Raw genomic sequence first — 18899 nt, forward strand, 5'->3', positions numbered from 1 at the left:
ATATAGGCCTTTCTTAATGTTTAGCTTCATTTAGAAGCTGATTATACTGAAAAAATATAGTGTTGTGAATCTGACTTCTTTCATAAAAAGTTTTCACCTTTTGATTCAGATTAGTGGCAAAATCCTGCATTTTAACTCTGTTTTCGAATGCAAACTCCAAACAAGAAAGCAATTTTTGTGTATCCTTAACGGGAAATATAAGTCCTGTTTTTTCATTTTCAACTATCTCATTATTGCCAATTATATCCGAACAGATTATTGGAAGTTCCATGGCTCCTGCTTCCAAAAGTACATTGGGAAAACCTTCGCGATGAGACGAATGGACTAAAACATCAGACAATGCCATATAGTGCTCCACATGATCTGTCCAATCGATTTGAATTATATTTGAACTATCTGAAATGGTTTTTATGGTTTCCTCAGAGATCGGACTTAAATGTTGTTCAAAGCTTCCTAATAATACCAGCTTAGATTTAGAATTATGCTTGAATTGTTTGAATGCTTTCACCAACTCTTCAATTCCCTTATCCTTTACCAACCTCCCGACAAAAAGAACTATAAACTCATCTTTAACGACAGTCATTCGAATTATCGCGGCAATCAAATGATTTTCAAGCAAAGATCCTCTGTTAAATTTTTCTAAATCCACACCATTCGAGCTCCCCCTTCCAACTACCATCACTTTATCTTCACTGCACAAATTCTTCGAAATAATCATCTCTTTCAATCCAAATGAATTTGGCCATATATTAGTAGCGAAGCGAAAAGTGAATTTTTCAATTGATTCTAAAAATCTTTTGCGATTTCCTAAAGCTGCCATAAACGGAAAGCCAGCCAATGTATGAACTCTGATTTTCACCCCAGTTATATAAGCAGCCATCATGCCTAATAATCCAGCTTTAGGAGTATGAGTATGTACAATGTCTGGTTTTTCTTTTATGAAAAGGATAATAAGCTTATAAAGACAGTAAAGATCCTGAAATGGAGTAATTTCTCTTGTAAACGGAATTACTTCGTGTCTAACTTCTTCTTTTAATTCAACCTGAGCTTTCTCTTTACCATCAGCACTTACCATCAAGACTTCCCAACCTTGATTTTTCATAAATTTCATTTGTCCCTTGAGTAATAATTTTAATGAAAGAGGGACAGTGGTTATTCGGATAAGCTTAGGCATTTGTTGTTTGGATATTCAACTGAGTCTTTGGGGAAATAAACGGACAATGATCATCTCAATTTTAAAACCAAAAATAGTCATGTTAATGGAATATTCTACCATTTGAGCGGTGGATTCAATTTTTGAGCTTTACTAGCTTTTATTAATCTTGTGAAAAAAGTAATTGATATCATTTTCAGCTTTTTCTTAAGTATCTATTAATAAATAGCGCATTTAATTACCTTTAATGAAGATTATTTGCTAAAAATTAAAAAATTCATGATCACGGATAAAAAAATAGCAATCATAGGTTGTGGGAATTTAGGGACTTCTATCGCCAATGGTCTATTGAACACCCAAGGCTTCGTTGCAAAGAATCTAACTTTGACGAAGAGGTCAATCGGTAGTCTATCTTCCTATTCCAAATTGGGAGTCACTATCCGCACTGACAATATAACTGCTGCTCAGGAGGCTGATTTGGTGATTTTAGGGGTGAAACCCTACAATGTCACTCCTATATTAAATGAAATCAATGAGGTTCTGAACCCCAGAAAACAAATCATTATTTCCTTGGCAACTGGAATTAGCCTTGAGGAAATGTATAAAACGCTGGACTCTCAAACAGTATGTTTCCGTGCTATGCCCAATATTGCAGCAGATATTCAAGAATCGATAACCTGTATTTGTCAAAAAAATGCAAATCCAGAACAAATTGAATTGATTGAAAAGCTCTTTAATTCGATTGGATTTACTCAAACCATCGATGAAAATTTAATGGAAGCAGCTACTGTCTTGGGTGCATGTGGAATTGCTTATGTTTTACGCTTTATGAGAGCTATGATTCAAGGAGGTATTCAAATTGGGTTTGACTCTGTGACTGCCAGTAAAATTGTAAATCAAACTGTAAAGGGTGCTGCCGAATTGATGATACAGAAGAATATGCATCCTGAAGCAGCAATAGATAAAGTGACCACGCCGAAAGGATGTACAATCGTGGGACTGAATGAAATGGAACATCAAGGTTTCAGTTCGGCAATGGTTCGGGGCGTAATCGCCAGCTATGAAAAGATTGAAAAACACTAAAAAATCACGCTTTAAAAAGAAACCGAAGAAAATCTTCGGTTTTTTTTATGTCAATTTTTGTCAAACTGAAATTAATCAAAAAATAACCGAAAAAATAAAAATGCCGTTTGGAGCACACCAGCCATACTTCTTGTATTAAAAAACAATCATTTCTATGAATATTTATATTTATTGAAAAAGAAAGAATTTTTGATGTGTTTTTCTTTTGAATATTTTTATTAGATTTGTCGCGGGTGATAAACAACTTTTGCTATTCCTTTTTAAAAGAACCAATTTTTAAAGGAAGGACTGTTTGGTACTTTTTCCTCCTTCCTTTTATGAAATAGAATTTCTGCTCTGAAAACCTTCGCTAAAACGAAGGTTTTTTTCATAAAAAAACCCTGTCATTTTTGGTGACAGGGTTCTTCATTTTTGGTCAGAAATATTAATCAAAAATCTCTGCAAGCTTATTTTCAAGACTAGGTCCGCGTAAATCTTTAGCGATGATTTTCCCATCAGGATCCAGCATATAAGTAGCTGGAATGGCATTGATTTGATAGGTCTCTGCAGCTTTGGAATTAAAATACTGAAGATCTGAAACATGAGTCCAAGTCAGACCATCGTCTTCAATGGCTTTCAACCAGTCTTCTTTGGTTCTGTCTAAAGAGACTCCAAATACTTCAAAGCCTTTATCTTTATAAAGATTGTACATTCTTACAAGATTAGGATTTTCCTGACGACAAGGCTTACACCAAGCAGCCCAAAAATCAATCAGCACGTACTTCCCTTTCATATCAGAAAGCTTTACCATTTCCCCTTGAGGATTAGGTAATTCAATTTCAGGGGCAGGTTGCCCTACAGATAACTTTCTCATTTCATCCAGTTGCTGTTTTAACTGAAGGATTGATTTCGTGTTAGGGTAGTTTTCATTCAGATCAGAAACCAATTGATCCAAAAATGGAAAATCATTTTTTGGATTTAATAAGCCTACCGCAGCAAGAGAGGCAAAGCTATCTCCCATACTTTCTATAGTCGCTTTTACTTTTTCAGATTGCTGAGCTTCCAATTCCATTGCCTGCTCTTGGATACTTCGGATCGCATCTGAGTTATTACTACTCATGGCTTCATAATAAGCTTCGTTTAGCTTATTCACTTCAGCTTGATAATCATTCATCAGCTTTTCCAGTTTGAGCATCTCCTGAGAGTCTTGAGAACCCTCGATTTTAATTTCCTCTGGTTTGGAGAAATCATAATAAACCTGCACATTTTCATCCAAAAGAGCTAGCCTTACTGAGCGTTGACCATAAAGATTCAATTCATAAAAGGTAGGAGAATCAACAGCCACCTCATATTCAAATTCCCCTTTGGAGTTAACCTCCAAGGTATCTAAAACCTTTGGTCTTGATTCTGTAAACTGAGAAAGAACCACCACTCCTGCCGGAGCATTTTCAACTTTCCCCGAAACAAGGACTTTTCCATCCGTATTAGACTGTCTGCTTCCACAGGAAACCAATATTGTGAAAACAGCCAGAAAACTTAAGCTGAGTATTTTTTTCATATTAATTGTCTAGAATTTTTGTCAATAATTTAGTGGCGACTTTTGGATCTGCCTTTCCTTGAGACTTTTTCATCACCTGTCCCATAAACATCCCCATTAATCCCTTTTTACCTGATTTATACTCCTTTACCTTAGAAGCATTTTCACTGATCACACTTTCGACTATAGGCAACAAAGAATCTTCATCGCTTTCCTGGATCAAATTTAACCGCTGAGCAATTTGAAGAGGACTTTCTTCAGATTGATTAAGCATTTCAGGATAAATTTTTTGCTGAGCAGCTGTGAAGCTAACATGCCCCTCATCAATCATCGCAATCAATTCTCCCAACTTGGAAGCCGGAATCGGAAAATCTGAAATTGAGGCTCCACTTTCATTCAAATAGGACTTAATCGGTCCCATCATCCAGTTGGATGCCGCTTTATAATTAGAAGTGATTTTACAAAGATTATCAAACCATAAGGCAATGGACCTTGATTCTGTCAAGAAACCTGCATCATAATCTGGAAGCCCGTAGTCATTGACAAACCTGGATTGCAGTTCACGAGGAAGCTCTGGCATCTGTTCTTGAATGGAGCTCAACCATTCTTCAGAAATCACCACCGGACTCAAGTCAGGCTCAGGAAAATACCTGTAATCATTTAAATCTTCCTTGGTACGCATGCTGGCAGTAGTACCCGAATTGGCATCAAAAGTTCTTGTTTCAGAGACAATTTCCTTGCCTTCTTCCAACAGCCCGATTATTCTTTCATGCTCGTGCTCAATAGCCCGAAAGACATTTCTGAAAGAATTCATGTTCTTCACTTCAACTTTTTTTCCAAGTTCTTTGGCGCCCTTGAGCATGACAGATACGTTAGCATCGCATCGAAGAGATCCCTCCTCCATGTTTCCATCACATATTTCTAAATATTCAACGAGCTTTTTAATCTCAGTCAAAAAAGCATAAGCCTCTTCCGGGCTATGCATATCCGGTTCAGAAACGATTTCAATTAATGGAGTACCTGCTCTGTTAAAATCCACCAAAGTATCTGTTTCACCTGCCAAGTGAATTGATTTACCGGCGTCCTCTTCCATATGTACCCGATTGAGTCGGATATCTCTTTTGGTTCCGTCTGAAAGCTGAATAGGTACTGTTCCACCCACGCAAATAGGCCCTTTATCTTGGGTAATTTGATAGCCCTTAGGCAAGTCTGGATAGAAATAATTTTTTCGGGAGAAAATATTAAATCGCGTGATTTCAGAATTACAGGCTAACCCCATTTTCACTGCATACTCTACCACCTTTTTATTGATCTTCGGTAATGTGCCTGGATGCCCTAGGGTAATTACAGATATTTGGGTATTAGGAAGATTACCGTATTCAGTAGAATCGGCTGAAAATATTTTACTCACAGTCTGCAATTGGGCATGAACCTCCAGCCCAATTACCAACTGATATTTATTTCTTAAATCTTCGCTAATCATATTTACTTATTCAGCGCTTATAAAAACATTTGCTTTGCCTTGCTAATCACGTCTGGAAGGCCTTCCAGTTTCTTACCACCTGCAGTAGCAAAGAAAGGTTGACCTCCTCCTCCACCCTGAATCTCCTTGGCTAATTCACGGACAATTTGACCCGCATTCAAGTTTTTAGACGAGATCAAATTTTCGTCCAAAATAACAGCTATTTGCGGTTTTCCTTCGATTTCTGCTGCAAGAATTACAAATGCATCAGCTACTTCATTTTTCAATTCATAAGCCAATTTCTTCAAGGAGTCTGCATTCGGAAGGCTAATTTGAGCCAAAAGAATTTTTGCTCCATCCTTTTCTACAAATTGCTTCAAAAGATCAGCTTTAACTCCTGAGGCTTTCTCTTGATATAATTTATCCAGCTCGCTCTTCAATTCAGCTTTTTCCTGCAACAATGATTCCACTGCTTTCTTCAAATCTTTAGGATTCTTTAACAGGTCCTGAAGTTCTTTCAAGAGATTTTCCTGAGCTTTCAGATATTTCTCTGCTTCCAAAGAAGTAATAGCTTCTATCCTTCGAACCCCTGAAGCTACAGATCCCTCTGAAAGAATCTTGAATAGCCCAATTTGTGCTGTGGAAGGAACATGTGTACCACCACAAAGTTCGACTGAGAAGTTTGGATCAAAGGTGATTACTCTCACATAATCCCCATATTTTTCACCAAACAAAGCAGTTGCGCCCATTTGCTTAGCTTCTTCAATAGGGACATTTCTTTTTTCCAAAAGCGGGATATTTTCCCGGATCTTGGAATTGACTATGTCTTCAACCTGAGAGATTTCTTCTTCAGTCATCTTAGCAAAGTGGGAGAAATCAAATCTCAGGACTTGATCATTCACCAAGGAACCTCTTTGCTGTACATGATCTCCTAACACCTGCTTTAGAGCAGACTGCAACAAATGAGTAGCAGTATGATTATTCATGGTTAAGGATCGCTTTCGCTTATCCACCTCAGCTGAAAACCTCAAACTTGGATCCGTTGGCAGTTTTTCAACGAAATGAACAATCAGATCATTTTCCTTTTTGGTGTCTACTACTCTTATTTTTTCCGATTCAGATATCAAGTAGCCGGTATCTCCTACCTGACCGCCACTTTCAGCATAAAATGGAGTTTTGTCCAGCACTAACTGATACTTATCTCCTTTTTTATCCTTTACTACCCTGTATTTGATGATGTGGGAATAAGCCTCAGTAAAATCATAACCTATAAAGTCCACACCTTCATCATCATGCACTGAAACCCAATCTCCGGTCTCGGATTCTGAAGCTGCTCTAGATCGATTTTTTTGTTTTTCCATCTCAGAAGCAAAGCCTTTTTCATCCAGTGAAAAGCCACCTTCTCTTGCAATTAAAGAAGTTAAGTCCAATGGAAAACCATAGGTATCATATAATTCAAAGGCAGTTTTTCCTGAAATCACGGTTTCATTTTGAGCTCTCAAGTCTGCCTTGATTTGATCCAGCATCTTTAAGCCTTTATCCAAGGTTCTCAGAAAAGATGTTTCCTCTTCCTGAATCACTTTTGCAATAAACTCCTGCTGTTGTTTTACCTCTGGAAAAATCTCCCCAAAGTTGGCTGAGATCAATGGGCTCAATTCATATAAAAATGGCTCCTGAAAATCCAAGAAAGTATATCCATACCTCACAGCTCTTCTAAGAATTCTTCTGATCACATAGCCAGCTTTATTATTGGATGGCAATTGCCCATCTGCTATAGTAAAAGAAATTGCTCTTATATGGTCGACGATAACCCTAAATGCAATGTCAGTTTGCTCATCTTGCCCATACTTTTTCCCAGATTTACCTTCCAAAAAAGAAATGAAAGGCATAAACAAATCAGTGTCATAATTGGACGATTTATGCTGTATTGCTCTTACAAGTCGCTCGAAGCCCATTCCAGTATCAACATGCTTGGCAGGCAATTCTTTTAGACTTCCATCAGAAAGTCTGTTGTACTGCATAAACACCAAGTTCCATATTTCAATGACTTGAGGGTGATCATTATTTACCAGATCCTTCCCGGCAACTTGCTTTCTTTCTTCCTCAGAGCGCAAATCAATGTGGATTTCTGAACAAGGACCACAAGGACCTGTATCTCCCATTTCCCAAAAATTATCCTTTTTGGAGCCCATGATGATTCTATCTTCTGGAACAATTTTTTTCCAGAAATCATAGGCCTCTTGATCCATTTGTAAATTGTCATCTTGGTCACCTTCAAAAACAGAAACATATAGTCTGTCTTTTGGTAATTGATACACCTCAGTCAATAATTCCCAAGCCCATTCAATAGCTTCTTTTTTGAAATAATCTCCAAATGACCAATTGCCCAGCATTTCAAACATGGTGTGGTGGTAAGTGTCCACTCCGACTTCTTCCAAGTCGTTGTGCTTTCCACTAACACGAAGACATTTTTGTGAATTGGCTACACGGGCGTATTTAGGTTGCTCATTCCCTAAAAAAGCATCTTTAAATTGATTCATCCCTGCGTTTGTAAACATCAGGGTAGGATCATTTTTAACAACTATTGGAGAAGAAGGAACAAACTGATGCTGTTTAGACTGGAAAAACTCAATGAATGTACTTCGGATTTTTTTTGCTTCCATGAAGTTTAGACTGCGCTTAAGGTGTTGAATATTGGATACAAGTCCGCTAAAATCGGCCTTTTATTTTGGGACACAAAATTAGTACAATTGGCGGGCTATCGCTAAGGGTGCGGACAAATTCTACAATTGTTTCAAAATCGGAGGCTAAAATTCCAAAATCCAACTCAAAAAAATGAAATAAACAGGATACTAGTTTTGTTCAATCCTTCCGAAGTACAAAATCACGAAAGAAATAGTCAAAATCAGTATTTCAATCAATCTCTAATTTTGGTCTCCAATGCTTATTGGATAGCAGTAATTCATGAATTATTCATTTCCAAGCTCAAAAATCTTTTTTACTTTCAGGTAAATTTTAATGCTATCAAACCTCAATGACCTACCTATCAAAAATCACTTCCCCTACTCTGTTGATCGATGAGAAAAAATGCCGGGCAAATATCAAACGAATGGCAGATAAAGCTGCTCGGCATGAAATGAAACTTGCTCCACACTGGAAGACTGCTCAATCTAGAGTTATTGGGACTTGGGCAAAGGATTTTGGAATCAAGGAAATAACAGCTTCCTCAATCAAGATGGCTGCTTATTTATGTGGTCAAGGATGGGAAAATATCCATATAGCTTTTCCTTTTAATCCATTGGAGATAAAAAAGCTGAATGAATTAGCCAAAAATCAAAGCCTTTCTGTTCAATTGGTAAACCCAATCACTACTCAAAAATTAGTAGACCAATTGTCTGAAAAAGTAGGTTTCTTCATAGAAATAGATGCTGGATATGGCAGAACAGGCGTCAAAGTTTCAGATTTTGGCCTGATAGAAGAAATCTTGAGAACAGCTAAGAAGTCCAAAAAGCTATATTTCAAAGGTTTTTATATCCACGCAGGCCATTCCTATTATAAGCCAGACATTCCAGAACTATATGAGCAAACAAGAAATGCATTAGGCATGCTGAAGGCCAAGTATCGATCTGAATATCCCCAACTAGTTACTCGAACAGGAGACACTCCCGGTTGTGCAGTGATGGAAGATTTCGGAGATATCGATGAAATGGGACCTGGAAATTTTGTCTTTTTTGACCTAATGCAGGCCAATCTCGGAGGTTGTTCAAAAGAAGAGATAGCTGTTGCTCTTGCAGTTCCAGTAGTTGATATTAATAAAGAGAGAAAAGAAGTGCTTGTTCATGGTGGTGGGGTTCATTTGGCCAAAGATGTGTTGAAAGAGCCTGATGGCACAAATAATTTCGGCGAAGTGGTCCAACTGGAAGAATCTGGTTGGAAAATTTCTGAACCAAGCGAAAGGTCTTATTTGAAAAGTATTTCTCAGGAGCATGGTATTATTAAGGCTTCAGAAAGCTTTCTTCAAAAGGTGAAAATTGGAGATGTGATAGGAATACTTCCTGTTCATTCCTGTATGACAGCAGATGCTATGGCTTCATATTTGAGTTTGGATGGTCAGACAATAGATCATGCTGAGGGAGTCTGCTAATGCAGTTATTTGATAATCAAATGACCTAAAAAATCAATCAAAACCAATTTTACGATTATGAGTTATCATTATGATTGAATTGTGAATGAAGACTGTTGGGTCAACTTCCTCCTTCCTAATTCCTTAATTCTCTACATGATAGCCTATTAATAAAGGCTAGAAATAAAAATGTATTAATGAGCAGCATTTCACCTCTTTTTGAAGAATTTTCCTCTTCAAAAAACATCCTCAACCTGATTGAAACTGAATTATGCGATGGGATTTTACAACTCACACAAAATTCGGATTGGGAGGAAAAAAGCAATATATCGCTTAAAAATCTTTTAGGCTTTCCTATTGGAAAGAATTATCCCGGTTTTTTTAATCTCGTTCAGCCTTCAGATCTCACGGCATTTTTGGATGCAGTAGGAAAAATTTCTTCTGAAAGAGGAGGGAAAATAAATTTTATACTCCGAGCCAAACATGCAAATGGCAAACGTCTTCATCTCCAACTTATTGGACAGAGATTAAAAGCAGACTCTACGGATTTGTTATTTTTCATCAAAGACCAAACTGCGAAAATTGAGCAGGAGGACTTTACTTTTCAATGCAACTTAGCTTCAAAAATCGGATACTGGAACATTGATTTAGAAACCCAAAAGCCCTATTGGAGCCGAGTAACCAGATTGATACATGAAGTACCTGATGATTTTCAACCTGACCTGGAAACTGCGATAGATTTTTATAAGGATGGGCATAGTAAAGAATTAATCCAACGAGTCATAAAAAATGCTCTTGAAAAGGGAGAACCTTATGATGTCGAACTTATCCTTTTAACATATAATAAAAAAGAAAAGTGGGTTCGGGCCATTGGACTTCCGGAATTTGCCGATGGAAAATGTATTAGGTTATACGGGACTTTTCAAGACATCCACCAACGCAAAATCAATAGACTTAAACTCCAAGCTGAGCAGGCAAAGTTTAAAAACGCTATTGAGGGGACTAATCTTGGAACCTGGGAATGGAATGTTCAAACGGGCGAGGCTGTGTTTAATGAAAGGTGGGCCGAAATCACAGGATACACGCTGGCCGAATTAGCCCCAATTTCTATAGAGACTTGGACAAAATTGGCTCATCCTGAAGACCTTGAAGTTTCCTCTAAAAAGCTTCAAGACTGTTTTGAGAAAAAAACAGATTTTTACGAATGTGAGGCCAGAATGAAGCATAAAGACGGGCATTGGGTTTGGGTGTATGATAGAGGAAAGGTGTTTTCATGGACTGAGGAAGGCAAGCCGTTGATGATGTTTGGAACTCATCAGGATATAACTGAAACCAAAAATGAAATTGAGCAACAAGCCATTTTTATTCAGCAGGCACCGACATCTATTGCGATGTTTGACAAAGAAATGAACTACCTCTCCGCTTCTTCTAAATGGATTAGAGACTATGGACTAACCGGTAAAAAAATCATCGGTAATTCCTTTTTTAAAACTTTCCCGAAATCAAATCAAAACTGGCAGGAAATTTTTGAGGATAGCTTAAAAGGCAATTCCCGAAAAAAAGACGAGGAAAAGTTAGTTTATGAAAACGGGGAAATTCAATGGATCAAATGGGAGTGCAAACCATGGTATAATAAACAGGGGAATATTGGTGGTGCATTGATTTACACCCAGGATATCACGAAAGTCAAAGAAACAGCTGAGCAACTGAAAATTTCCATGTCTGCTTTTCAAAGAAATTTTGAGAATGCGGGGATTGGGATGGCTATAGTGTCTACCGAAGGAAAATGGAAAAATGTCAACGACAGACTTTGCGAAATGATAGGATACAGTCGTGAAGAACTTTTGAAGCTGACCTTTCAGGACATCACCCATCCCGAAGATCTCAATGCAGATTTAGAATTGTTGTATGAAACCATAAGAGGAGAGCGACAAACGTATCAGATTGAAAAAAGATATTTTCATAAAAACGGGGAAGAAATCCATGCACTGCTTTCAGTATCAGCAGTAAGAGATACCGAGGATAAATTACTTTATTTTATTTCTCAGATCATAGATATTACTGATTTAAAGCATGCACAAGCTCAAATAGAAAAGTTATTACAGACCAGTGAAGACCAAAACGAGCGTTTAAAGAATTTTGCCCATATCGTATCTCATAATCTTCGTTCCCACAGTGGTGGAATGGTACAACTTCTGGAGTTTTTAGAAATAGAAAGTCCGGAATATTTTCAAAATGAATTGGTCAAATTGCTCAAACAAGCATCCGACAATCTTAAAGAGACTATTGAACATTTAACCCAAATAGTCAATGTAAACTTACAATCCTCCTATCCAAAAAAAGCGCTCAATTTGTATGATGTGGTGGAAAAAGCCTTACAAAGCCTACAAATGGCAAGTCAAAAGTCAAGCGTGAAACTGATTAATGAAGTAGATCCCGCTTTGAAAGTAATGGCAATTCCTGCATATTTGGATAGTATAGTGCTGAATTTTCTTACCAATGGCATAAAATACCAAGATCCTGAAAAGGATAGTTTCGTAAAAGTCAAAACAATTAACCACTCAGAAAACATAGAAATTCAGTTTGAAGACAATGGTCTGGGGATAGATTTGGAGAGATATTCGAATTCTTTATTTGGAATGTACAAGACTTTTCACAAACATGATGATTCGAGGGGCGTAGGACTTTATATCACTAAAAACCAGATCGAAGCTATGGGTGGAAAAATCGAAGTAGAGAGTAAAGTTACAGTAGGAACAATTTTTAAAGTTTTTTTAAATAAGAATTAAATCATGATTGACCTAGCTTGCTTAATTGAGGATGATCCTATTCATGTCTTCCTAACAGAAAAATTTTTGGGTGCCAGTGGAAAAGTGAAGGAACTCATCCGCTATGCTAATGGAGAGGAAGCATATTTTGCACTCAGAGAAAAGTTCGAGAAAAAAATACCTTTACCTGAATTAATCCTATTGGATCTAAATATGCCTATTTGGGATGGATGGCAATTTTTGGAGGAGTTCACGAAGTTAGCCATTGAAAAAAAGATTTACATTTTCATTCTGACAAGCTCTATTGACAGTCAGGATGAACTTAAAGCTCAAAAGTATGGGATGCAGGATTATTTTAGAATTAAACCAATCACTGCCAATATGGTGACAGAAATATTTGACATGATGGATTAAGAAATCTGTCAATTGATAAAATAAACTACCCCAAGCTTTACAGTCCAAGTACTCCTCTGTCCAAACTGCCTTTGAATCTCAGGATTCAAACCCAATTGATCGAGTAGTTTCCATTGGAGTCCAGTACCCACATTGAATATGTGGAGATTTACAGGTGGATTCTCACTCAACTCAAATACTCTCTTATAATACCCGTATCCTGAAGAAGCGTACCATTGATATTTTTTTTCCGTCAAATAATACCGTGCATCTAAATTTACTCCAGTCGCTTTTCCTGTTGCTGGGAGATATACAGATACACTGGGACTAACAGATAAATAATGAATGGGGAAATATTCACCCGATATATTCATCGCAAAAAACCCAGGTTGAAATCGAAAATCATAGCCCTGGGATATCCTCCACTGCTTTTGATATTGAGCATGAACGCTCATGGATAAAGTAATTGCGATCAGCAATAAGCCAAATTTCTTCATGATTTTTAACCTTAAAATTGGAAGTCTCTGGTCAATGGTTTTCGGTTACCTCTAAAATCAAATGTGTACATAATATTCAAGCGAATAATATGTCTGTTTCGGTAAATACCCAAAGTGGATGTCGGACCATAAGTCCACATATGTCCACCAAAAAACATGAGGTTGTTGTAGGTATAACCAATTGCCGTGTAAAGACGGTTTTCTTCAAAAATATTCAGCTTAGTCTTGCCGGTTTCGAAGAATATCTCATTGGACGGAGCAATAAAAAAGGTCTTATTTTCCATTTTCGGCTTATTCAATGGAACATAAGCAGTGATTTTATAGCGATATCTATTGGTAAAATCATAGTCATCACCTACGTTATTTAAACGCTTGAATCTATGCTCAAATCTAAATTGATGAAGAACCTTTACCCTGCCAACTCCCTGAGTAAGCAACCATTGATGCCAAATTCTAGGTTCTAAGACAGAGGTCTCAAATTCCGGATTTCCAGGTTCAGGTGTGTAATTCCAAACTAAGGTCGGACCGAAAGTAACTTCGAAATTGTCTGTGAATAAATAGGTCATTCCGAAACGGTTATAAACCTGTCCCATTCTACCCACAAAATCACTTCTGTTATCAATACTGCTCCTTCTTCGATAGTGATTTTCTTGATACCACCACCACTTTTCCGATAGCCTCAGTTTAAGGTACAATCCATTCCAGAGTTCAGTTGTGGCGGGTAAACCTTGAGGCTCCGTCACAGGAGGACTTTGAGCTAAAGCCAAACCAAAAGAGGTTACAAAGAATATCAGGATCAGACTTAACTGATGGACCCTATTGATCAATCTTTTCATTTTATTGAAGCCCTAGTGATTGTTCTAATTTTGAAATGGAAGCTCTCTTGTTGATGCTCCTTTCTATGCTTTTGGTGTCTTGATCCACTAAGGCAACCATCTTGGAGGAGAGCGTTTGAATTTTCTGAATCCAAACTGGGAGCTGTTTAGGATTCCTTTCCTGCATCAATTGTCCTTGGTAATATTCCATCAGGCGTTCGTATGCATCGTATAATTTGGGCTTAATTCTTTGATTGTAGCGGCTATAAGTAAATGGATTAAATACCTCTTCTTGATAAAGCTCGTCAACCTGCTGTGAGTAGCTATCCAACTCCAATAATTCAGGGTAATTAGAAATAAGGGTAGAAAGCAAGTCCAGTATGTTTTGACCTATTGCCTTCTTCTTATCAAATTCCTGCTCCTTCGCAAAATCACCCGTCAGCTTTTGTAATGTTTGAGTATATAATTGCTCATAGACTGCTTTGACATATTCATTAGCAAAGTCCTCCTGATATAGATTTCTGGTTGCCTCAGACTTTTGAGCAATTTGCTTTTCCAAGTCAAGGAGTTCAGAATCTTGCCTAATTACAAATAATGATTCATCTACCAAATCTTGCTGTTGATCAATCAATTCTGATATCTGTGTCAACCAGGAGTCTAATCCTCTAAAAAAGCCTTTAGAAAATTCTTCTTTAGAAAAAGACAAGGATCTGTTAACACTTTCTCCGCCATAAGTGAATTTGATTGGGATTTCCTTAGGGAACTTATTTTCCAGAGATTTTTCCAATAATGACACATCATGATATTGAATATCCTTTGTTTCCAGAAGGTTGACCAACTCTTCCAATCCTTTCAGTCTATTTTCGAAATCACTGTGAATTTGATAAGCATAAGCCATAGACTCTGAAGAGTTTTTATTCAACACAAAGGAATCATCATAGAGATAGGTTTGAATATTGGAGATGAGACTTTTATAGCTTCCCGGAATGGTCTCTATCAGCCTCTGCTGAGTGCGGTTAAATTCATACACCATCCTTCTGGTATGCATTGGGTAATCAATCAATTGCCCTGCTGCATTCACATAGGAGGATTCAAACTTTAAAAGTTTACTTAGGAATTCTTTTATGAATTGATTTCCTGCGTTCTGAGATTTAGCCTCTTCTGAGTCACTTAAAAATCCATCTCGGTAATCCAGATTAAAAACCCTATCTGCAACTCTAAATCCAGTATTTTTCCCTTGATCCAATAAATTAAGCTTATCTATGGTTTCAAAATAAACCTTATCCATGATCAGTTGGTCAGTCTTCAAGTCCCTCTTGACCATTCCGATTAAAAAGCCGTTTAAATAATTTCGGACTTCTGAAATGAGCTTCTCCCCTTCTCGGTAGACAATTACCCATTCCCCGTCCATCACACCGTTTTCAAGCAGTTTACCTCTTATAAACTCGGCCCTGCCATTGTTTCTAAACTGAATTTCAAGTTTTTCGGAAAGATCTCCTGTTTTAAAAAGTAATTGATCAGAAAATGCCCTTCTTACCTTTCTTGGGCCGTCTACTGAATATTCCTCATACACCCAATTTCCTGAGGGCACCCCTCCTTCGTAATTAGCCTTTAATTCAATCAGAGTTCCACTTAAATCAGCCACAAGCTCAAGGTCCTTTACATCCCTTATAGTGACTTTATAATCTTCTGTGAGGTAATTCCATTTCTGGGCTTTCTTATTTCTATCATAGGCGCCTTCCACCAGCACCTTTAAGAGCTCATCCTTTTGAGGCAACTTTTTAGATTGGAATTTAAAATCTCCATCTAAAACCACAGAATCTTTATCGAAAGAATAAAATTCAAAGTCAGCTTTTCCCTCGAATCCTCTCCATGAATAAGCACCGCTATAAATCTTTTTTTCCTGTCCCCAAATGTCATTACTGTATAAAAGGGCTAAAACAAGAAAGCATCTTGAAAACTTCATAGGCCAATTGAATCAAGAATATCACCAGAAACTAACTTTTAAAAAACCTCAGCAAACTCAATTAGTTCCTGCTTATTATTTTTTTCGTGTTCCTTTAAAAAAGGGTTATATAATTCCCCCAGTGCATCTAAACTGCAAATTTATTATGGGAGAAGCACTTTTTAAATAATCTTAAATTACTGAATGTGAAAAACTACACCTTTCATGGTTTGATAACCAAAAAAAGGAGAAAATCTACAAAGTGTAGACTTTCTCCTCAATTTATCACTTCTCAACTGGGGAATAGCCCAATGTTTTGAGCATACTTTCCTCAGTTTGATCTTTCGCAAATAATTTATGAACAATGCTACCGGTTTCATCCCTGTCTATCAACACATGCTTGGGAGCCGGAATCAAGCAATGTTGGATTCCTCCATACCCTCCCAAAGATTCCTGATAAGCACCTGTGTGGAAAAAGCCGATGTATTGTTTTTTACCTTGCTCCACTTTAGGCAAGTAGATATTGAATTGGTGAGCTTCGGAGTTGTAATAATCCATGCTATCACAAGTCAAACCTCCCAAAGAAATATTGTGATATTCCTCATCCCAGTTGTTTACAGCTAGCATGATATATTTCTGATTCAAACCCCAGCTATCTGGCAATTGAGTAATGAAAGATCCATCAATCATGTACCAAAGCTCTTTGTCATTTTGGAGTTTTTCATCCAAAATACTGTAAAGAACAGCACCGCTCTCTCCCACTGTGTAACTTCCAAATTCAGTAAAAATATTGGGCTCATCGGTGTGGTTTTTAGCGCACATCCATTTGATATTTTTGACAATTTGATCCGCCATATATTGGTAGTCGTAGTCAAAAAACACGTTTGTTTTGATAGGCCATCCCCCTCCAATATCCATGGTATCCAAGCTTGGAGCTACCTTCTTCAGGTCCACATATTTTTGGATAAAGCGAGTCAACTCAGACCAGTAATAGGCAGTATCCTTAATTCCTGAATTGATAAAGAAATGGAGCATTTTCAAGCTTACTTGAGGATTATCCTTGATTTTTTCCTCATACAAGCTGATAATATCATTATAACGTACTCCCAGTCTAGATGTATAAAATCCAAACTTTGGTTCTTCATCAGCAGCGATACGAATACCCACTTGGAATGGAACTTTCACATGCTCCAAGTAGTAATCAATCTCACTTAAATTATCTAGAATAGGAACACAGTTTTTAAACCCGTCATTTAGCAATTCGGAAATGTATTGCTTGTACAACTCTCTTTTGAACCCATTGCAAATAATAAAGGTATCCTTGGTTATTTTTCCTTCTGCATAAAGACTTCTCACCAAAGGAATATCGAAGGTTGAGGAAGTCTCTATATGGATGTCGTTTTTCAAGGCTTCATTCAATACGAAGCTGAAATGAGAAGATTTTGTACAATAGCAGTAGGTATATTTTCCTTTATAGTTATGCGTTTGAATCGCATTGTTGAAGTAGGTTTTGGCATTCTGAATACTTTCAGAAATTTTGGGCAAATAGGTTAATTTTAAAGGTGTGCCGTAAGTTTGGATGATCTCCATCAAGTTCACACCATTAAAAAATAACTCATTATTTTCAACATGGAATTCTTTGGTTGGAAAGTCAAAAGTCTGTTGGATCAGATCAGTATATCGATTCATTTGCCTAAGTTGAATGTTTTATAATACGCTTACAAAATTGGACAATAAATATGGAATTCAAATTAAAAGCCCATAAATCCCGGAAAAAGCTCTAGGACTTCATCTTTATAAAGGAGTTCAAATTTTCTCTTCACATATATTTAAAACCACCTGTTTAGGCTACTTGTTTTCATCCAAATAAATAATAAAACCATCCTTATTTCCGAAAACCACTTTATCCCTGAATTAAATGGATTAAATCGGGGGTATTAAGTAGCTTTGCCGGCATAAACCCGATAAATTTTTGAGAAAATGAGAAATATCAAACTAGTAGAAGTTCGTTCTGAAATTGCAGCCGGCACCCGGGGTGCAAGTTTGGGAATAGATGCTCTCAAAATCGCTTCTTTGGATAAAAAATCAGATTTTTTTACCCAATTCGAGCCCATTAATGTGGCTGATGCTAATAATTACCTTTGGAAAGGAAATAAGTTCCCTCACGCCAAATACATTGATGGGGTGTATCAGGTCCTCAAAAATGTTTACAGCTCAATAGAATCTCTTCGCCTGGAAAAAAAATTCCCAATTGTATTGGCAGGAGACCACTCTACTGCAGCCGGAACTATCATGGGCATCAAAGCTGCCAATCCTGAGTTAAGATTAGGAGTGGTTTGGATTGATGCTCATGCAGATCTTCATACTCCCTACACCACACCTTCAGGAAACATGCACGGGATGCCTTTGGCCATGGTTTCTCAATTAGACAATAAAGAATGTCAGGTCAATCATCCAGATGATGACACTTTGATGTATTGGGAAAGAATCAAAAAAATCGGTGGCGATCAGCCTAAAATTAACCCAAAAGATATTGTCTTCATCTCGGTAAGAGATACAGAATCCCCGGAGGATTTCCTGATCAAAAAGCATGAAATCCGAAACTTCAAAACCAGTGAGGTCAGAGAAAAAGGCATAAGTCAAATTGCCAACGAAACCTTAGAGATTCTCAAAGATTGCGATCAAATCTACATTTCATTTGATGTGGATAGTTTGGATAGCTCCATTTCTGTAGGCACAGGTACTCCAGTTCCAGACGGTCTAACTGTCGAAGAAGCCATTCAGCTAAACGCAGAATTAATCAAGGACAAAAGAGTGTGTTGCTGGGAAATTGTAGAGGTCAACCCTACACTTGATACGGAAAATACCATGGCAGAAAACGCCTTTGAAGTACTCGAAGTTACCACCAAATCTCTGGTTGAAAACTTTTAAATGAGTTGAACCACTAGGGAAGAAGAGTAAAACTAGTAGGAATAATAAATGGCTAAAATCGATTATGCCAAATCGTCATTTTGATGCCTTTATTTTCAATCTTCAAATCATTAGATGCTCAGTTGATTTCGGATAGCATTTAATTTAAAGTTTGCTGTTTGGCATTTGCTATAGCTTAACATACGTTCTAAAAAAAATCTTTGCGTACCTTCG

13 protein-coding genes are annotated in these 18899 nt (G+C 37.3%); 5 read left to right on the forward strand and 8 right to left on the reverse strand.

Going from position 1 to position 18899, the window contains the following annotated elements:
* Positions 1 to 13: 13 nt before the first annotated feature.
* A complete protein-coding gene (locus GYM62_RS07740) occupies positions 14 to 1174 on the reverse strand; it encodes a glycosyltransferase family 4 protein (protein ID WP_219958984.1) in 1161 nt (386 codons plus the stop codon).
* Positions 1175 to 1432: 258 nt separating this feature from the next.
* On the opposite strand from GYM62_RS07740, the gene proC reads away from it, so the two are divergent.
* On the forward strand, positions 1433 to 2236 hold the full coding sequence (gene proC, locus GYM62_RS07745) for a pyrroline-5-carboxylate reductase (protein ID WP_219958985.1): 804 nt from the start codon (positions 1433 to 1435) through the stop codon (positions 2234 to 2236).
* Between the two features lie 424 nt (positions 2237 to 2660).
* Here proC and GYM62_RS07750 read toward each other — a convergent pair whose 3' ends face one another.
* The 3 genes from GYM62_RS07750 to alaS are packed head-to-tail and all read right to left on the reverse strand — an operon-like array spanning position 2661 to position 7877.
* Positions 2661 to 3773 carry a TlpA disulfide reductase family protein gene (locus GYM62_RS07750; RefSeq protein WP_091650446.1) on the reverse strand — a complete coding sequence of 371 codons (1113 nt, stop codon included), beginning with the start codon at positions 3771 to 3773 and terminating at the stop codon, positions 2661 to 2663.
* Position 3774: 1 nt separating this feature from the next.
* Positions 3775 to 5235 carry an Asp-tRNA(Asn)/Glu-tRNA(Gln) amidotransferase subunit GatB gene (gene gatB / locus GYM62_RS07755; protein WP_219958986.1) on the reverse strand — a complete coding sequence of 487 codons (1461 nt, stop codon included), beginning with the start codon at positions 5233 to 5235 and terminating at the stop codon, positions 3775 to 3777.
* A 17-nt stretch (positions 5236 to 5252) separates the two neighbouring features.
* Positions 5253 to 7877, reverse strand: coding sequence for an alanine--tRNA ligase (gene alaS / locus GYM62_RS07760; RefSeq protein ID WP_219958987.1), 2625 nt, complete (start codon positions 7875 to 7877; stop codon positions 5253 to 5255).
* A gap of 371 nt (positions 7878 to 8248) precedes the next feature.
* Between alaS and GYM62_RS07765 the strand changes: the two genes are divergently transcribed.
* From GYM62_RS07765 to GYM62_RS07775, 3 genes are all read left to right on the forward strand, one after another.
* Positions 8249 to 9358, forward strand: a complete 1110-nt coding sequence (locus tag GYM62_RS07765; protein WP_219958988.1) for an alanine racemase — start codon at positions 8249 to 8251, stop codon at positions 9356 to 9358.
* Positions 9359 to 9534: 176 nt separating this feature from the next.
* A complete protein-coding gene (locus tag GYM62_RS07770; RefSeq protein ID WP_219958989.1) occupies positions 9535 to 12126 on the forward strand; it encodes a PAS domain S-box protein in 2592 nt (863 codons plus the stop codon).
* A 3-nt stretch (positions 12127 to 12129) separates the two neighbouring features.
* Positions 12130 to 12519, forward strand: a complete 390-nt coding sequence (locus tag GYM62_RS07775) for a response regulator (protein ID WP_144602414.1) — start codon at positions 12130 to 12132, stop codon at positions 12517 to 12519.
* Positions 12520 to 12527: 8 nt separating this feature from the next.
* Here GYM62_RS07775 and GYM62_RS07780 read toward each other — a convergent pair whose 3' ends face one another.
* The 4 genes from GYM62_RS07780 to GYM62_RS07795 all read right to left on the reverse strand — a co-directional run bounded on the left by GYM62_RS07780 (position 12528) and on the right by GYM62_RS07795 (position 17444).
* A complete protein-coding gene (locus GYM62_RS07780; RefSeq protein ID WP_219958990.1) occupies positions 12528 to 12995 on the reverse strand; it encodes a hypothetical protein in 468 nt (155 codons plus the stop codon).
* Between the two features lie 11 nt (positions 12996 to 13006).
* Positions 13007 to 13831 (reverse strand): DUF2490 domain-containing protein, encoded by an 825-nt coding sequence (locus GYM62_RS07785; protein ID WP_219958991.1) that lies wholly within the window; start codon positions 13829 to 13831, stop codon positions 13007 to 13009.
* A 1-nt stretch (position 13832) separates the two neighbouring features.
* On the reverse strand, positions 13833 to 15776 hold the full coding sequence (locus GYM62_RS07790; RefSeq protein ID WP_219958992.1) for a hypothetical protein: 1944 nt from the start codon (positions 15774 to 15776) through the stop codon (positions 13833 to 13835).
* A gap of 264 nt (positions 15777 to 16040) precedes the next feature.
* Positions 16041 to 17444 (reverse strand): arginine decarboxylase, encoded by a 1404-nt coding sequence (locus tag GYM62_RS07795; protein WP_219958993.1) that lies wholly within the window; start codon positions 17442 to 17444, stop codon positions 16041 to 16043.
* A 291-nt stretch (positions 17445 to 17735) separates the two neighbouring features.
* Here GYM62_RS07795 and rocF point away from each other — a divergent pair, with 291 nt between their 5' ends.
* On the forward strand, positions 17736 to 18686 hold the full coding sequence (gene rocF / locus GYM62_RS07800; RefSeq protein ID WP_219958994.1) for an arginase: 951 nt from the start codon (positions 17736 to 17738) through the stop codon (positions 18684 to 18686).
* The last annotated feature ends 213 nt before the right edge of the window (positions 18687 to 18899 follow it).

It is taken from the genome of Algoriphagus sp. NBT04N3 (genome assembly GCF_019443765.1).
Classification (GTDB): Bacteria; Bacteroidota; Bacteroidia; order Cytophagales; family Cyclobacteriaceae; genus Algoriphagus; species Algoriphagus ornithinivorans.